The organism is uncultured Aliivibrio sp. (assembly GCF_946479765.1).
GTDB lineage: Bacteria > Pseudomonadota > Gammaproteobacteria > Enterobacterales > Vibrionaceae > Aliivibrio.
In genome coordinates this window covers 67,551-83,756 of record NZ_CAMLHO010000005.1, presented here as the reverse complement: position 1 = coordinate 83,756, position 16,206 = coordinate 67,551, and the positions used below count along the sequence as shown (strand labels likewise).

The window sequence follows — 16,206 nt, the reverse complement described above, 5'->3', positions numbered from 1 at the left end:
AGGTCATGCGCCATCGTAAGAGTGGTCGTCAACTCAACCGCAACAGCAGCCACCGTAAAGCTATGTTTAGCAATATGGCTTGCTCTTTGGTTCGTCACGAGATTATCAAGACGACTGTACCAAAAGCAAAAGAGCTTCGCCGTGTAGTTGAGCCTTTGATTACATTAGCTAAGATTGACAGTGTTGCTAACCGTCGTCTTGCATTTGCTCGTACTCGTGATAACGAAGTAGTAGCAAAACTATTTACCGAGTTAGGTCCACGCTTTGCACAACGTGCTGGTGGTTATACTCGTATTCTGAAGTGCGGTTTCCGTACAGGCGATAAAGCACCAATGGCATACATTGAGCTTGTAGATCGTCCAGAAGTAGAAGCTGCAGCTGAGTAATCAGTAAGTAGTTTCACAAAAAAAACCGAGTCTTAGGACTCGGTTTTTTTATATCTGAATTCTGTGGAAATTAACGTTTCTTATTAATCTTGCCACTCATCTAAAAAATTCTGCACTTTATCTACCATATTGCTAGATCCAACAAAGAACGGCATGCGTTGATGTAATTCTGTTGGATTGATATCAAGAATTCGCTGCTCGCCATCAGTCGCTTTACCTCCGGCTTGTTCAATGAGCATCGCCATTGGATTGCATTCATAGAGTAATCTTAACTTTCCGTTTGGATAAGCTTGAGTACTTGGGTAAAGATAGATCCCACCTTTAAGTAGGTTTCTATGAAAATCTGCAACAAGAGACCCGATATAGCGCGAAGTATATGGGCGGTTATCTTCAGGTTTTATTTCTTGGCAGTACTTTAGATATTGCTTAACCCCTTCAGGAAATCGAATGTAATTCCCTTCATTGATCGAGTAAATATTTCCATCCTTCGGGATCTGCATGTTTTCATGAGATAAGCAAAATACCCCCAATGATGGATCGTAAGTAAAACCATGTACTCCATTGCCTGTGGTATAAACTAGCATGGTTGAAGAGCCGTAAATAATGTATCCAGCGGCTACTTGTTTATTCCCAGGTTGTAAAAAATCATCTTCTATCGCAGGGGTTCCAATAGGTGAAATACGACGGTATATTGAAAAAATAGTACCAACGGAGACGTTAACATCAATATTTGATGAACCATCTAGTGGGTCCATCAAAACAACGTATTTGGCGTTTTGATTTAATTCTTTATTAAAAGCAACGGCTTCATCTTCTTCTTCACTTGCAACACCACAGACTTGGTCTCGATTTTCTAATGCGGCTTTAAATTTATCGTTAGCGTAAAGATCCAGTTTTTGTTGTTGTTCACCTTGAATATTTTCTTCACCAGAAGCTCCAGTAATATCAACAAGTCCAGCTTTGTTAATTTCACGGTTTACAATTTTAGCAGCCAACTTAATTGAACCAATGAGCGAAGATAGCTCTCCACTTGCATGAGGGAAGTCATGCTGTTTAGCAACAATAAACTCACCTAGGGTTCTCATTTCAGACATAGTTATTCCTTTATTCTCTGTTATTAGATATTAACGATAAGTAGGGTTAGGTACTGATTTATTTTTATAATGGTTGTGTTACTGTTTGCTGTAATTCATTCTATAACATAGAACTTTTTAAGAGTATTGAAGTAACTCTGTATCGAGATTACTCACTTAATTTAATATAAGACGGTTTTTATTATGCATATTCATATCCTCGGTATTTGTGGCACCTTCATGGGGGGAGCTGCAACCTTAGCTCGTCAACTTGGACATAAAGTTACGGGCTGCGATGCTAACGTATATCCACCAATGAGTACGTTATTGGAATCTCAAGGCATTGAAATTATTGAAGGCTTTGACCCAAGTCAGCTAGATCCAGCACCAGATCTTGTCGTTATTGGCAATGCGATGAGTCGCGGTAATCCTTGTGTTGAGTATGTATTAGATAAAAATCTTAAATACACTTCTGGGCCACAATGGTTACAGGAGTTTTTGCTACAAGATCGCTGGGTAATGGCCGTAGCAGGAACGCATGGTAAAACAACAACAGCAAGCATGCTGGCATGGGTTCTTGAAGAGTGTGGTTATAAACCGGGATTTTTAGTCGGTGGCGTACTTGGTAATTTTGGTGAATCGGCTCGATTAGGCGAAAGCATGTTTTTTGTCGTTGAAGCAGATGAATATGACAGTGCTTTTTTTGATAAGCGTTCTAAGTTTGTTCACTATCGACCACGAACTTTAGTGTTAAATAACCTTGAGTTTGATCATGCGGATATTTTTGATGATCTTGCTGCTATTCAGCGTCAATTCCACCATTTAATTAGAACAGTTCCTAGCACTGGACGTATTTTTGCGCCTAAGCAAGATAAGCCTCTTGAGCAGGTTTTAGATCAAGGTTGTTGGAGTGAGCTTGAATTTACCGGTGAAGATGGTCAATGGAAGGCGGTTAAGTTAGAAAAAGATGGCAGTCAATTTGAAATCTATTTTAACGGTGATAAGGTTGGGCAAGTTAATTGGGATTTAGTCGGTGATCATAATGTCAGCAATGCATTGATGGTGATTGCTTCAGCTCGTCATGTGGGAGTGACTCCTGATTTAGCTTGTGACGCATTAGGTAAATTTATTAATACTAAACGTCGTCTTGAGTTTAAAGGCGAAGTGAATGGCGTAACGGTTTACGATGATTTTGCTCATCACCCAACAGCCATTGAACTTACTGTAGGTGGTTTACGTAATAAAGTTGGTGATAAGAGAATTATTGCCGTCTTAGAACCACGCTCAAGTACCATGAAACTGGGTGTACATAAAGATACGTTAGCAGCCTCTCTTCATGCTGCAGATATCGTATATTTATATCAACCGGATAATATTTCTTGGTCGGTGGATGAAGTTGCAGAGCAGTGTTCTCAACCCGCTTATACCCATAATAATATCGATGCTTTTGTTGATATGATTGTGGCTGAAGCGAAACCAAGTGATCAGATATTAGTGATGAGTAACGGCGGTTTTGAAGGAATTCACGGTAAATTACTTGAGAAGTTAAATCAATAATGAAAACCCAAAAGAAAGTGATAACACTTGCCATGACAGGAGCATCAGGAGCTCCTTATGGATTAAGGTTATTAGAATGCTTACTTGCTGCTGATTATCATGTGTATTTTTTAATATCCTCTGCTGCTCGAGTAGTGATGGCAACAGAGCATGATTTAAAGCTACCAAGTGGCCCTGATGCAATGAAAGCGGCTTTGGTTGAGCACTTAGATTGTAATGCTGATAACTTAACAGTTTGTGGTAAAGAAGATTGGTTCTCTCCTGTTGCTTCAGGTTCAGCAGCACCAAAACAGATGGTGGTTTGCCCATGCTCTGCGGGTAGTGTTGCCTCTATTGCTCACGGTATTTCAGATAATCTTATTGAGCGGGCTGCTGATGTCGTCTTAAAAGAACGTGGTCAATTGATAATGGTAGTCAGAGAGACTCCGTTCTCTACATTGCATTTAGAAAATATGTTGAAGCTATCTCAAATGGGCGCAACGATAATGCCTGCTGCTCCTGGTTTTTATCATCAACCTAAATCCATAGAGGACTTAATTGATTTTATGGTTGCTCGGATATTAGATCATTTAGGTGTAGAGCAAGGGCTTGTTCCACGTTGGGGATATGACCAGCGTCAGAAGGATTAATAAACCTCTGGCTCATTAAACCATTCACACATACAATATGGACTCTCATCGGGGAGCGACTAGCTGAGATTAGTAAACATTGGATAATGCTTACTTAAACCCGTACTACCTGACTCAGATAATGCTGGCGTAGGGATTGAGATGACATCCTCCTTGAGAATATCAACTTAATTCTGTGCCGTTCAAAAGGATGTAAGCGCACATAATGAATACTCTTTCTATCTTCTCTTCTCGTAAACTATTACCTACAGCGCTAACTATGGCGGTAGTGACTTCTTTTTCTGCTTCAGCAGCAGAGACATTAACTGTTTATACTTATGATTCCTTTGCTGCCGATTGGGGCCCAGGTCCAACGATTGAAGCGGCATTTGAAGCGCAATGTGAGTGTGACTTAAAGCTCGTTGCCCTAGATGATGGTGTGTCTATTTTAAACCGTCTACGTCTTGAAGGTAACAATGCGAAAGCAGATGTTGTACTCGGTTTAGATAACAATTTAATGGCAGAAGCGAAGGCGACAGGGCTATTAGCTCAGCATCAAGTAAATACAGATTCTGTAACTTTACCGGGTGGCTGGAATGATACGACGTTTGTGCCTTATGATTTTGGTTATTTTGCCTTTGTATACAACAAAGAAAAAGTGACAAATCCGCCAACAAGTTTAAAAGAGCTAGTCGAGCAGCGCGATGATCTAAAAGTAATTTATCAAGATCCACGAACCTCGACACCTGGACAGGGGTTATTACTGTGGATGAAGTCTGTTTATGGTGATGAAGCACCACAAGCGTGGAAGCAATTAGCGAAGAAAACCGTGACGGTAACCAAAGGCTGGTCTGAAGCTTATAGCATGTTCTTAGAGGGTGAGTCTGACTTAGTATTATCTTACACAACCTCTCCTGCATATCATTCAATTGCTGAAAAAGACGATAGATTTGCAGCGGCGAACTTTTCAGAAGGTCACTACATGCAAGTCGAAGTGGCAGCGAAAGTGAAAAGCACCGTAAATAATGAATTGGCAGATGAGTTTCTTGCTTTTATCTTAAGTGATAAATTTCAGTCTGCGATGCCAACAGGAAATTGGATGTATCCAGTAACCAATGTGGCTCAACCTGCTGGTTTTGACGCGTTAACGGTACCAAGCAAAGGGCTGTCGTTCAGCTCGCAAGAGATCTCACAACAACGTAAATCGTGGATCCGTGAGTGGCAACACGCTCTGACATTCTAATTTTAAATAAGGGGCACTGCTGTGCTCCTTTCTTTTGGCAATTATGAAAACTACCTCTTCTTATAACTCTGTCCCTGTTTTGGGATATTTCATTGCAATTGTTATTGTTGGCTTTGTTGGTGGAGCGATCAGTGCACTGTTGTTAGAATCACCGAGTTTAGATCTCTCTCTTATTTGGTCTGATCCTTATTATCTGTATATTACCAAATTCAGTTTATACCAAGCTTCTCTTTCAACATTATTGAGTGTTAGCTTAGCTATACCTACTGCTTATGCCTTGTCTCGTCGTCAATTTAAAGGCCGAAGCTTACTACTCAAGCTCTGCGCAACGACCCTTGTTCTCCCCGTATTAGTTGGTGTGTTTGGCTTATTGTCTATTTATGGCAACAGTGGACTTATTGCGGAGGTATTTGAATGGTTTGGTTATTCTCTTCCTTTTTCTATTTATGGTTTAAATGGCATTTTACTCGCCCATGTCTTTTTTAATTTCCCTTTTGCGACGCGTCTTTTTTTACAAACTTTAGATTCAATTCCTGCTGAACAACATCAGTTAGCGGCTCATTTAGGGCTCACTGGATGGAACAAATATCGACTGCTTGCTTGGCCTAGAGTGAAACAACAACTTCCTCATGTGGCAGGCTTGGTCTTTATGTTGTGCTTTACCAGTTTTGCTACCGTGATGGCATTGGGTGGTGGGCCTAAATCAACCACGATTGAACTGGCTATTTATCAAGCCATTAAGTTTGACTTTGATTTGCAGGCAGGCGCGATTTTAGCCTTATGGCAAATGTTGTTATGTGGCGTGCTATCTTTAACTATTCAGCGATTTTCGACGTCTGTTGCGGTAGATTCAGCGTCAATTCAGCAAGCGGTGCTTTATCAAGATTCAAAGAAAGAACAGTTATGGGATAGAAGTTGGATTGGGCTACTTATTCTCTTTTTATTACCACCATTAGGCATGGTCGTCATTAGTGGATTAAATTCAGAACTCATTACGGTCTTGAGCTCGTCTGATTTTTGGTTAGCCTTAGCGAACTCTTTAGTTGTTGCGTTATGTGCTGCGGTGTTAGCCATGGTTTTTGGTGTGATGTTATTGCATACGACTCGGGCTTTGAGACTAAAAGAGAGGCGATTCTTGGCTGATAAATTAGATTTGATCGGCACGATGATCTTAGTCACTCCAGGGTTAGTGATCAGCACAGGGTTGTTTTTATTACTACGAAACATGACAGACGTATTTTCAATGGCGATTTGGATCGTGATGTTAGTTAATGCCTTAATGGCACTGCCGTATGTGATCAAAACGCTGGCTCAGCCATTACTGCATATTGCTCAGCAATATCAATTATTATCTGCAAGTTTAGGTTTGTATGGTTTTACTCGATTTCGACTGATTGAGTGGCGAGCATTAAGAAAACCGATGGCTCATGCGTTTGCGATAGCATTTATTATGTCGGTAGGTGATCTAAGCGCAATTGCTCTGTTTGGTAGTCAAGATTTCAGAACGTTGCCGTTGTATCTATTTCAACTATTAGGCAGTTATCAAATGGAAGCGGCAGCGGTAGTTTCTTTGAGTTTATTAGTATTAAGTGTTGGTGTGTTTAGTGTGGTGGAGTGGTTGTTCTCTACCTCCAAACAAAATCATAAAGGTGGGTTGTGATGCTGAGTTTTTCAGAGGTGAAATATCGTTACCATTCAGAGTTATTTGAATTTGATTTAACGGTTAATCAAGGGGATGTCGTCGCTATTCTTGGCCCCAGTGGGGCAGGTAAGAGTACATTACTTAGTTTACTTGCTGGTTTTATTGCTCCCGAATCTGGAGAGATTAGTATTGATCAGCAATCGTTGTTATCACAAGCGCCTCATCAGCGCCCACTCTCTATGCTATTTCAAGAACATAATCTTTTTGCTCACCTATCGATTGCAGACAATATTGCATTAGGAATAAAACCTAATTTACGCCTCAATAATGAAGAGAAAGAGCAGGTCATCCATGCAGCTCAACAGGTAGGTGTTGATGAGTTATTACTACGTTTACCTGAACAACTTTCTGGCGGTCAAAAGCAGCGCGTCGCATTAGCTAGATGTTTAGTACAAAATAAACCAGTATTATTATTGGATGAGCCTTTTTCTGCGCTTGATCCGATGTTACGAGAAGAGATGATTATCTTGATCCGAGATCTAATTAAGGATCAAAAGTTAACGGTACTCATGGTGACGCATAGCATTCAAGATGCGAAAGCCTTAGCCTCTCATTATGCTTTTGTATGCAGTCATAAAATAGTAAGTTATGGCAAAATGTCAGAGATAATGACACAAGACAATTCACCTGAATTAACTCGATATTTAGACGCGGTTAAGTAAACTGATCACTCTCAAATTGAGTATAATCGACTACACTCAGTTTTATGATAAATAGGCGTGACCTAACTGCTGTCATACAGTAAGATTGGCGCCCTTTTGAACCTCGCCTTATGGCTGTCTATTCTCGGTTCATCATAAAGATTCTCACTCTATATAAAATAAATAAACTAATTTTGAGGTGTATTACTACTATGTCATTTGCTTTGGGCCAACGTTGGATCAGTGATACAGAAAGTGATTTGGGTTTAGGGACAATCGTCGCTATTGATGATAGAACAGTATCTGTACTTTTTGCCGCATCAGAAGAGAACCGTTTATACGCAAAACACGATGCACCCGTTACCCGAGTGATGTTCAATAAAGGAGATACAATTGAAAGCCATGAGGGCTGGTCACTTGAAGTAGAAGAAGTTATCGAAGACGCTGGGCTATTAACTTATATCGGTACGCGAACAGATACAGATGAAGCAAACGTTGTTCTTCGTGAAACGTTGTTAAGCCATCAGATCCGCTTTAATAAACCTCAAGATAAATTATTTGCAGGTCAAATTGATCGTATGGATCGCTTTGCATTGCGTTTCCGTGCACTCAAAAATCAGTATGAGCAACACAAAAATCCAATGCGTGGTTTGTGTGGTATGCGTGCAGGCTTGATCCCTCATCAACTGTTTATCGCTCAAGAGGTGGGTCGTCGTTATGCTCCTCGTGTTTTATTAGCGGATGAAGTTGGTCTAGGTAAAACGATTGAAGCCGGTATGATTATTCATCAGCAAGTGCTTTCTGGCCGTGCTGAACGTGTGTTGATCGTTGTTCCTGAAACACTGCAACATCAATGGCTTGTTGAAATGATGCGTCGTTTTAATCTTCATTTTTCTATTTTTGATGAAGAGCGTTGTATTGAGTCTTACGCTGATTCAGAAAATCCATTTGATACCGCGCAATTAGTGTTGTGTTCATTGGATTTCATTCGCAGAAGTAAACGTCGTTTTGAGCAAGTGGTTGAAGCGGATTGGGATCTTCTTGTTGTCGATGAAGCGCATCACCTTGAGTGGAATCAAACAAAACCAAGCCGTGAATATCAAGTGATTGAAGCGATTGCAGAAGAAACCGCTGGTGTTTTGCTGTTAACTGCAACACCTGAGCAACTAGGTCACGAAAGTCACTTTGCTCGTCTGCGTCTATTAGATCCAGACCGTTTCTATGATTACGATGCGTTTGTTGAAGAAGAGCGTCAATATCAGCCTGTTGCTGATGCCGTTACTGCTTTGATGAGTGGTGATAAATTATCAAATGATGCAAAGAACCGTATTGCTGAACTGCTTTCTGAGCAAGATGTCGAGCCATTATTTAGAATTCTTGAGTCTGATGGTTCTGAAGAGCAGCAAAGCCAAGTACGCCAAGAGTTAGTTGATAACTTGATGGACCGTCATGGTACAGGTCGTGTGTTATTCCGTAATACACGTGCAGCGATCAAAGGATTTCCGCAACGAAACCTTAATCTGATGCCAATGCCATTACCATCACAATACTCAACGTCTATGCGCGTTGCGACTATGATGGGTGGCCGCATGAGTGATGAAGCTCGTGCAATGAAAATGCTTTATCCAGAAGAGATCTTCCAAGAATTTGAAGGCGATAGTGCGACGTGGTGGCAGTTTGATCCGCGTGTAAACTGGTTGCTTGAGTTACTAAAAGAAAACCGTAACGAGAAAGTATTAATTATCGCTTCTCGTGCTTCAACGGCATTGCAACTAGAGCAAGCATTACGTGAGCGTGAAGGTATTCGTGGTACGGTTTTCCATGAAGGCATGTCTATTATCGAACGAGATAAAGCCGCTGCTTATTTTGCACAAGAAGAAGGTGGGGCTCAGGTTCTTATCTGTTCAGAGATCGGTTCTGAAGGTCGTAACTTCCAGTTTGCTAATCAATTGGTCATGTTTGATTTACCGTTTAACCCTGATCTACTTGAGCAACGTATTGGTCGTTTGGATCGTATTGGTCAAAAACGTGATATCGAGATCCATGTACCGTATCTACAAGGTACATCTCAAGAATTACTGGCTCGTTGGTTTGATGAAGGCCTTAATGCCTTTAGTGAAACCTGTCCTACAGGTCGTGCTGTGTATGAGAAATTCTCTGATGCGATCATTGCCATTTTAGCGACAGGTAAATCAGATGGGCTAGAACCTCTTATTGAAGAGTCTGCTGCATTAAATAAAGAATTAAAAGCGCAGTTAGAGCAAGGTCGAGACCGCTTATTGGAAGTTCATTCTAATGGTGGTGATAAAGCAAAAGCACTTGCTGAGAAAATTGCAGCAACCGATGGTGATACTAACTTAGTTAATTTTGCATTAAACCTGTTTGATACGATTGGTTTGAATCAGGATGACAAAGGCGAAAATGCCATTGTTGTTACTCCTGCGGAAAACATGTTGGTATCAAGTTATCCTGGCCTTCCTTATGAAGGATGCACCATTACCTTTGATCGTGAAACCGCGCTTTCTCGCGAAGACATGAACTTGATCAGTTGGGAACACCCAATGATCCAAGGTGGTATCGATTTAGTTCTTACTGAAGGAGTGGGTGCAACAGCCGTTTCTTTATTAAAGAACAAAGCGCTGCCTGCGGGTACTCTATTGCTTGAATTGATTTATGTGGTGGATGCACAAGCGCCTAAGAAAAGTGGCATTGGTCGTTTCTTACCTAAAACGCCTATTCGTTTGATGATGGACAGTAAAGGCAATGACCTTTCTGCTCAGGTTGAGTTTGAAAGCTTTAACCGTCAGCTAAGCCCTGTTAATCGTCATATGGCGAGTAAGCTTGTTAACTCAGTACAAAAAGAAATTCATGCGTTGATTGATACTGCTGAAGTAAGTATTGAAGATCGTATTGAAGCGGTTCGTGTTGATGCGAATACCGAGATGAAAGCAGCATTAAATACAGAGCTTGAGCGTTTACAAGCCTTGAAAGCCGTAAACCCAAATATCCGTGATGAAGAATTAACTCAGATTGAAACACAAATGAGTGAACTTTCAGGATACATAGATAAAGCGCAAGTTCAGCTTGATTCACTGCGTCTAATCGTAGTGAGCCATAACTAATTATGGCAATGCTTGAGTATAATCCACCAATGGAACCGCTTGATATTGTCTATCAAGATGAAGCGATTCTTGCGGTGAATAAACCAGCGGGATTACTCTCTAATCCCGGTAGGGCTCCTGAGCACTATGACAGTGTATGGTCACGTGTGACTGCTGAGTTTCCTGACGCTCAGTTAGTGCACCGTCTGGATATGGCGACCTCTGGTTTAATGATTTTTGCTTTATATAAAGAAGCAGAAAGACACATTAAAAAACAGTTTCAATACCGCTTAACTCATAAAGTGTACTATGCACGAGTGTGGGGGAAGGTAGACAAACTGGAAGGGCAGATTGATTTACCTTTAATTTGTGATTGGCCAAATCGTCCACGCCAAATGGTGTGCTATGAGCATGGAAAATCATCGCAAACAGGTTATCAAGTGATCCAAGTTGAAGATAAGACGACGTTAGTTCGTTTATTGCCAATTACAGGTCGTTCTCATCAACTGCGGGTGCATATGATGGAAGAAGGGCATGAGATTGTCGGTGATGAGTTTTATGCTTGTGACGAGGCTCATGCGTTTTCAGACCGTTTGCAATTACACTCTGCTGAATTGAGTTTTTATCATCCAGAAACTGATAAATTCATCAGTCTATTTGCTCCTTGTGAGTTTTATCCAGAAGCTCAATCTGGCGTGTTAGATTCAATGGATATCGTGGCAATAAGACCGGATTACAAGACATTACCTAAACAATAATAGTTATGTCGTTGGTTATAATGCCAGAATAAAAACAAAAAAAAGGAGCCGATTGGCTCCTTTTTTATTAACGCATCATCTTACATAGGTCATTAAATTAACCTATAAACATAGATAGGTTAAAAAAATTTTAAAAAACTAACCTATCTTTTTTTATGGTTATTTGAGATAACCTATACTTGGTGACTCGTTAATATTTTAATAAAAAATTAACCAATGTTGAAATGGCGCTCTAAATTTAAGGTGATTTAATGTTTAACCCTGAAGTACCCTACGATATTCCGGCACTCCCTATCGATGATATAGAAACCATTGAAGTGCTAAAAAAGGTGACTCCTGCAGCAAGATCATTAGCCGCTTTAAATCAGGTGGCTAGGCTTCTTACTAATCAAAATTTATTGGTTAATTTGATCCCAATATTGGAATCAAAATCGAGTTCTGAAATTGAAAATATTGTCACGACAACAGATGCTTTATTTCAACACGATTCGGATACATCAAACGCAGACTCAGCAACCAAAGAAGCATTACGATACAAAAAGGCGTTATTTCTTGGTTTTGACTCTATTGCTGGCAAAGAGGCAAGACCTTTAAATACCAATACTGCAATTGCTATATGTAGTGAGCTTATTGATAAGCAAGTGGATGTTCGTAAAGTTACCGGGACAAACCTTAAAAACCAACGTACTGGAGAGGTAATTTACACGCCTCCCGTTGGAGAGGTTAATCTAAGAAATAAGCTTTCAAATTGGGAATCTTATATCCATGAACATGATGTTGATCCGCTTATTGCCTTGGCAGTTGCCCATTATCAATTTGAAGCTATTCATCCATTTTTAGATGGTAATGGAAGAACTGGTCGAATACTCAATATCTTATTTTTAATTGAAAATGACCTACTTTCCCAACCAATTCTTTATTTAAGCCGCTACATCGTGCAGAACAAAGAAGATTACTATCGATTGCTGTTAAAAGTCACAGAGGAGGGGGATTGGGAGTCTTGGATTTGTTTTATGCTTGATGCCGTTAAAGTGACGGCTGAATGGACTATCGACAAGGTAAATGCCATTGTTGAACTGCAAAAACAAACCTCACTCTATATTAAAGACAGTGCCTCGAAAGTTTACTCACATGAATTGGTTGAGCTTCTTTTTGAAAAGCCATATCTAAGAGCTAAGGACTTACTTGAAAGAGAGATATACCGCTCACGACAAGCTGCGAGCACAAACCTTAAATTATTAGAGTCATTGGGAATTTTGGAATCTAAAGTGATAGGTCGTGAAACTCTATTTATTAATACTCGTTTGTTAGATCTGATGTCTTACGATAGTAATGATTTCTTGCCGTTTGGTGATAGGGTGTAATAGATTGAAGCTCATCAACACCTGAGCGCCTAAAAACAGAGCATCCGTGCCATATTTTTGATTAATACCACCAAAGATACTCATTAATTCCGTGTTATTTGTGGGTTAAAATCAGATGCACGCTAATACGTTTCAGGGCATCGAGTAGGGTGAGGCGTTGCCGCCTCATCCCTCTCACAGAACCGTGCGTACGGACCTCGTACACGGCTCCTGCTTACTTATATTCGTATGTGAGCACTTTCCCAACGATTACCGTTTCAAGGTTAAATAAACCTAACTCTGTAAACCACTGATTTGGCATTGCATAGCTTGCAAGTGGACTCTTAGAGGAATTCCAACTTCGCATGTTAATATGCTTAAAAGGTGGCTTGTAGCCTTGCTGTTTCAACCATCTATGAAGCCTCAACTGAATGCTACGAAGCCGCCATCTCAGCCAACCGGCTAGTGCTTTAAACTGCTTATTGGCATTGGCTATCCGAAAGTACTGGCTAAAACCACGCAACAGTGGGTTCAGTGCTTTAATTACCTCTAATAAGGGCTTACCCCCATTTCTTCGGGTTAAATCACGAACTTTATAATAGATATTAGCCTTGTGGCTTAACGACCATAACGTTAATCGGTGAGTTCTCTACCACTTTATTCGCCACAGATCCCAAAATGACTTTGTCAATTTTTGAACGTTTATGGCTTGGCATTACGATTAGATCGGCACCGAGACGTTCAGCGTAATCTAAAATAGTGACATAAGGTTTGCCTTCAGAAACGTGAACTTTATAGACAACGTCCTCATCAACAAATTTAGCCGCAAATTCATTCAGTTGTTTTAAAACATCTTCCTTCATTTGCTTTGCTGCACCTTCAGGGAAATAGGTTGATACCATTGACATATGAATGCCCGGTAATACATTTAATAGATGCAACTCTGCATTAGAGTGTTTTGCGTGCCAAACGGCGAGTTCAACCGCTTTATCAGCAAAGCCTTTATCGTTTAAATCTACTGGAACCAAGATTTGTTTATACATAATTTTTATTACCTAAGTAGGGGAGGTTTTCTCCCCTAGATTCCATTCATTAATTTATGCCGCCAAATTTTCTTTTCTCGCTCGGCGACGCTGATTAAAGCCAAGAGCAAATAGTAGAAGAAGAGTTGGTACAAAGACCCATTCTTTTAATGGACGGTCTGCATCAAGAATGACATTCTTAATTTCCCAGTCAAAATCAACACCAGAGGCTTCTGCTGGACTACCATATTCAACCATATCTACGATCATCTTATTATCAACTTCAGATAACATAAGGCCCATAGAGCTGACGCGTTCTTCACCCGTAATTGCACGATCTTCAAAAGGTAAACTCACCGTTTTACTAATGAGGTTGCCTTCAAGGTTTTGACCTGTAACTTCTAATGTGAGTGATTGTCCCACATTTAGACCTTCTGCAATTTGAGCGATCTCAATACCTTGGTAATAATCTTTGGCTGGATAGATTTGATCCCACCAGAAACCTGGGCGGAACAGTGAGAATGTAATTAATAGTAATAAAACAACCTCCCACCATTTGGTTTTAGTAAACCACCAGCCTTGAGTTGCGGCAGAGAAAGTCAGCATCGCAATAATGGATGAGATAATGGTGAGTGCTAAGTGCCACCAAGAATCAATGCCCATCAATAATAGTTGCGTATTAAAAACAAACATAAACGGTAAGATCGCAGTACGAATATCGTAGGTGAACCCCTGAATACCGGTACGAATTGGATCGGATTTAGCGATGGCAGCAGCGGCAAATGCAGCTAGGCCGACCGGAGGAGTGTCATCCGCTAAGATACCAAAGTAGAACACGAATAAATGCACGGCAATCAGTGGAATAATTAAGCCGTGAGCTGCACCTAAAGTAACTATTACCGGAGCCATCAAGGTAGATACAACAATATAGTTAGCGGTTGTAGGTAAACCCATGCCTAAAATCAAACTGATCACAGCAGTAAATAGCAACATAAGAATAATGCTACCACCAGAGATAAACTCAACGAAATCTGTCATGACTAGACCGATACCCGTTAAGGTTACAACCCCTACGACTATACCTGCTGCTGCGGTAGCAACACCGATACCGATCATGTTTCGAGCACCAGAGACTAAACTTTCTAGTAAGTCATTAACCCCTTGTTTTACTTGGTCGACTACATTGCCTTCTTTAGTAAAGAAGCCAATCAATGGGCGTTGAGTCAGTAAAATGAAGATCATAAATACGGATGCCCAAAAAGCAGATAAACCTGGAGAGAAACGCTCAACGGTCAAACACCAAACCAATACCACAATCGGTAATAGGAAATGTAAACCTGATTTGATGGTTGGGCCTGGATCTGGAACTTCAGTCAGTTCTTCATCGATTGCCATCATGGCATGCTCTTGATATCTTGCAGAGATACTAACTAAGCCCACATAAGCAAGTAATAGAGCAACGGTTACAATTGGCGTCGCGCCATCACCGAAGACATCTTTAGTCCAGCCAATACCGTAATACACGGCTGCACTCATGACACAGAGACCAAGAATAGTGCCAGTAAAGGACAATAAGCTATGTACTAATGTTGGAGTATGGCGACGAGGAAGACCTTTCATTCCGGCTTTACAGGCTTCAAGGTGAACAATATAAAGAAGTGCGATATAAGAGATTAAGGCTGGCAATAACGCAGCTTTAATAACTTCAACATAAGAGATACCAACATATTCAACCATCAAGAATGCAGCTGCACCCATAATTGGTGGGGTTAATTGACCATTTGTTGATGCGGCAACCTCTACAGCCCCCGCTTTTTCGCCAGAGAATCCCACGCGTTTCATTAATGGGATAGTAAAAGTGCCCGTTGTTACCACGTTTGCAATCGATGAACCAGAAACTAAACCAGATAGACCAGAAGCGACAACGGCTGCTTTTGCTGGACCACCTTTCATATGACCAAGCAAAGAGAAGGCGACTTTAATAAAGTAAGCACCAGCCCCTGCCTTTTCTAGCATGGCACCAAAAAGTACAAATAAGAAAACGAATGAGGTTGAAACACCTAAAGCAACACCAAAAACACCTTCTGTTGTTAACCATAGGTGTGACATTGCTTTATTTAAACTTGCGCCTTTATGTGCGATTACATCTGGCATATGAGGACCAGCAAAGGTGTATAGCAAGAATACAGCAGCAACCACCATTAGTGGTGGACCTAAAGCACGACGTGTCGCTTCAAGCAATAGAACCATACCTACGACGGAAGCAACAATATCAGGAGTTGTTGGTGCGCCAGAACGATCGGCTAGTTGTGCATAGAAAATATAAATATAAGCAGCAGAAAAACTACCAGCAAAAGCCAGAGCCCAATCTATTGCAGGAATACGATCTCTTGGTGAATTTTTAAGTGCCGGATAAGCAGTGAAAGCTAAGAAGATAGCGAACGCTAAATGTATTGAACGAGCTTCTGTATCATTGAGTATGCCGAAGTCAAAAATGAACGGTAAAGGGGAAGCATACCAAAGTTGGAACAAAGACCAACATAGTGGAACAAACCATAAAATACGGCCAGATAATCCGTGCGGTGAGCGAGCACCAGTATCAGATTGGGCCACCATTTCTTGCACATCTTGTGACGAATTTGACGACTGCGTCATGTACTTTTCCTTAGTGATGGTCGAAGCTAATACTCAATCATTAAGTATTAGATTACTGAATATAAGCCAATGTATAGGCTAGAAAGAACCGATCTTCAAATCCGTTTTCTTATTGAT

The 16,206-nt window shown here is 40.7% G+C and carries 13 protein-coding genes and 1 riboswitch; of the genes, 9 read left to right on the top strand and 4 right to left on the bottom strand.

Going from position 1 to position 16,206, the window contains the following annotated elements:
• The first annotated feature begins 5 nt into the window (after positions 1-5).
• Complete coding sequence (gene rplQ / locus Q1K78_RS04025; protein ID WP_300174702.1) at positions 6-386, top strand: 50S ribosomal protein L17; 381 nt, start codon at positions 6-8, stop codon at positions 384-386.
• Positions 387-469: 83 nt separating this feature from the next.
• Here the strand turns inward: rplQ and fbp are convergent, their stop codons facing one another.
• Positions 470-1,480 (bottom strand): class 1 fructose-bisphosphatase, encoded by a 1,011-nt coding sequence (fbp, locus tag Q1K78_RS04020; protein ID WP_300174700.1) that lies wholly within the window; start codon positions 1,478-1,480, stop codon positions 470-472.
• A gap of 183 nt (positions 1,481-1,663) precedes the next feature.
• Between fbp and mpl the strand changes: the two genes are divergently transcribed.
• From mpl to Q1K78_RS03980, 8 genes are all read left to right on the top strand, one after another.
• Complete coding sequence (mpl, locus tag Q1K78_RS04015) at positions 1,664-3,016, top strand: UDP-N-acetylmuramate:L-alanyl-gamma-D-glutamyl-meso-diaminopimelate ligase (RefSeq protein WP_300174698.1); 1,353 nt, start codon at positions 1,664-1,666, stop codon at positions 3,014-3,016.
• Positions 3,016-3,645 carry a flavin prenyltransferase UbiX gene (locus tag Q1K78_RS04010; RefSeq protein WP_300174696.1) on the top strand — a complete coding sequence of 210 codons (630 nt, stop codon included), beginning with the start codon at positions 3,016-3,018 and terminating at the stop codon, positions 3,643-3,645. Before mpl ends, Q1K78_RS04010 begins: the two co-directional genes overlap by 1 nt.
• 39 nt (positions 3,646-3,684) lie before the next feature.
• Positions 3,685-3,798, top strand: a riboswitch (TPP riboswitch).
• A gap of 52 nt (positions 3,799-3,850) precedes the next feature.
• Positions 3,851-4,867, top strand: coding sequence for a thiamine ABC transporter substrate binding subunit (gene thiB, locus Q1K78_RS04005; protein WP_300174694.1), 1,017 nt, complete (start codon positions 3,851-3,853; stop codon positions 4,865-4,867).
• Positions 4,868-4,910: 43 nt separating this feature from the next.
• Positions 4,911-6,527, top strand: coding sequence for a thiamine/thiamine pyrophosphate ABC transporter permease ThiP (gene thiP / locus Q1K78_RS04000; RefSeq protein ID WP_300174692.1), 1,617 nt, complete (start codon positions 4,911-4,913; stop codon positions 6,525-6,527).
• Entirely contained in the window at positions 6,527-7,231 is a 705-nt protein-coding gene (gene thiQ / locus Q1K78_RS03995) for a thiamine ABC transporter ATP-binding protein (RefSeq protein ID WP_300174690.1), read from the top strand. The genes thiP and thiQ overlap by 1 nt, the downstream gene beginning before the upstream one ends.
• Positions 7,232-7,422: 191 nt before the next feature.
• Entirely contained in the window at positions 7,423-10,332 is a 2,910-nt protein-coding gene (gene rapA, locus Q1K78_RS03990; protein ID WP_300174688.1) for an RNA polymerase-associated protein RapA, read from the top strand.
• A 2-nt stretch (positions 10,333-10,334) separates the two neighbouring features.
• On the top strand, positions 10,335-11,069 hold the full coding sequence (locus Q1K78_RS03985; protein ID WP_300174686.1) for a pseudouridine synthase: 735 nt from the start codon (positions 10,335-10,337) through the stop codon (positions 11,067-11,069).
• A gap of 251 nt (positions 11,070-11,320) precedes the next feature.
• Positions 11,321-12,433, top strand: a complete 1,113-nt coding sequence (locus Q1K78_RS03980; protein ID WP_300174684.1) for a Fic/DOC family N-terminal domain-containing protein — start codon at positions 11,321-11,323, stop codon at positions 12,431-12,433.
• A 214-nt stretch (positions 12,434-12,647) separates the two neighbouring features.
• On the opposite strand, the gene Q1K78_RS03975 is transcribed toward Q1K78_RS03980, so the two are convergent.
• The 3 genes from Q1K78_RS03975 to Q1K78_RS03965 all read right to left on the bottom strand — a co-directional run bounded on the left by Q1K78_RS03975 (position 12,648) and on the right by Q1K78_RS03965 (position 16,089).
• Positions 12,648-12,956, bottom strand: a complete 309-nt coding sequence (locus tag Q1K78_RS03975) for a group II intron maturase-specific domain-containing protein (RefSeq protein ID WP_366899467.1) — start codon at positions 12,954-12,956, stop codon at positions 12,648-12,650.
• A gap of 61 nt (positions 12,957-13,017) precedes the next feature.
• Positions 13,018-13,455 carry a universal stress protein gene (locus Q1K78_RS03970; RefSeq protein ID WP_300174682.1) on the bottom strand — a complete coding sequence of 146 codons (438 nt, stop codon included), beginning with the start codon at positions 13,453-13,455 and terminating at the stop codon, positions 13,018-13,020.
• A gap of 54 nt (positions 13,456-13,509) precedes the next feature.
• Positions 13,510-16,089, bottom strand: a complete 2,580-nt coding sequence (locus Q1K78_RS03965; protein WP_300174680.1) for a TRAP transporter permease — start codon at positions 16,087-16,089, stop codon at positions 13,510-13,512.
• Positions 16,090-16,206 lie beyond the last annotated feature (117 nt).

Excerpts from the sequence above, each read along its gene's own strand:
- fbp (WP_300174700.1), bottom strand. The coding sequence starts at position 1,480 with ATGTCTGAAATGAGAACCCTAGGTGAGTTTATTGTTGCTAAACAGCAT.
- Q1K78_RS03980 (WP_300174684.1), top strand. The coding sequence starts at position 11,321 with ATGTTTAACCCTGAAGTACCCTACGATATTCCGGCACTCCCTATCGAT.
- Q1K78_RS04010 (WP_300174696.1), top strand. The coding sequence starts at position 3,016 with ATGAAAACCCAAAAGAAAGTGATAACACTTGCCATGACAGGAGCATCA.
- mpl (WP_300174698.1), top strand. The coding sequence starts at position 1,664 with ATGCATATTCATATCCTCGGTATTTGTGGCACCTTCATGGGGGGAGCT.
- Q1K78_RS03965 (WP_300174680.1), bottom strand. The coding sequence starts at position 16,089 with ATGACGCAGTCGTCAAATTCGTCACAAGATGTGCAAGAAATGGTGGCC.
- rapA (WP_300174688.1), top strand. The coding sequence starts at position 7,423 with ATGTCATTTGCTTTGGGCCAACGTTGGATCAGTGATACAGAAAGTGAT.
- rplQ (WP_300174702.1), top strand. The coding sequence starts at position 6 with ATGCGCCATCGTAAGAGTGGTCGTCAACTCAACCGCAACAGCAGCCAC.
- thiB (WP_300174694.1), top strand. The coding sequence starts at position 3,851 with ATGAATACTCTTTCTATCTTCTCTTCTCGTAAACTATTACCTACAGCG.
- Q1K78_RS03985 (WP_300174686.1), top strand. The coding sequence starts at position 10,335 with ATGGCAATGCTTGAGTATAATCCACCAATGGAACCGCTTGATATTGTC.
- Q1K78_RS03970 (WP_300174682.1), bottom strand. The coding sequence starts at position 13,455 with ATGTATAAACAAATCTTGGTTCCAGTAGATTTAAACGATAAAGGCTTT.
- thiQ (WP_300174690.1), top strand. The coding sequence starts at position 6,527 with ATGCTGAGTTTTTCAGAGGTGAAATATCGTTACCATTCAGAGTTATTT.
- thiP (WP_300174692.1), top strand. The coding sequence starts at position 4,911 with ATGAAAACTACCTCTTCTTATAACTCTGTCCCTGTTTTGGGATATTTC.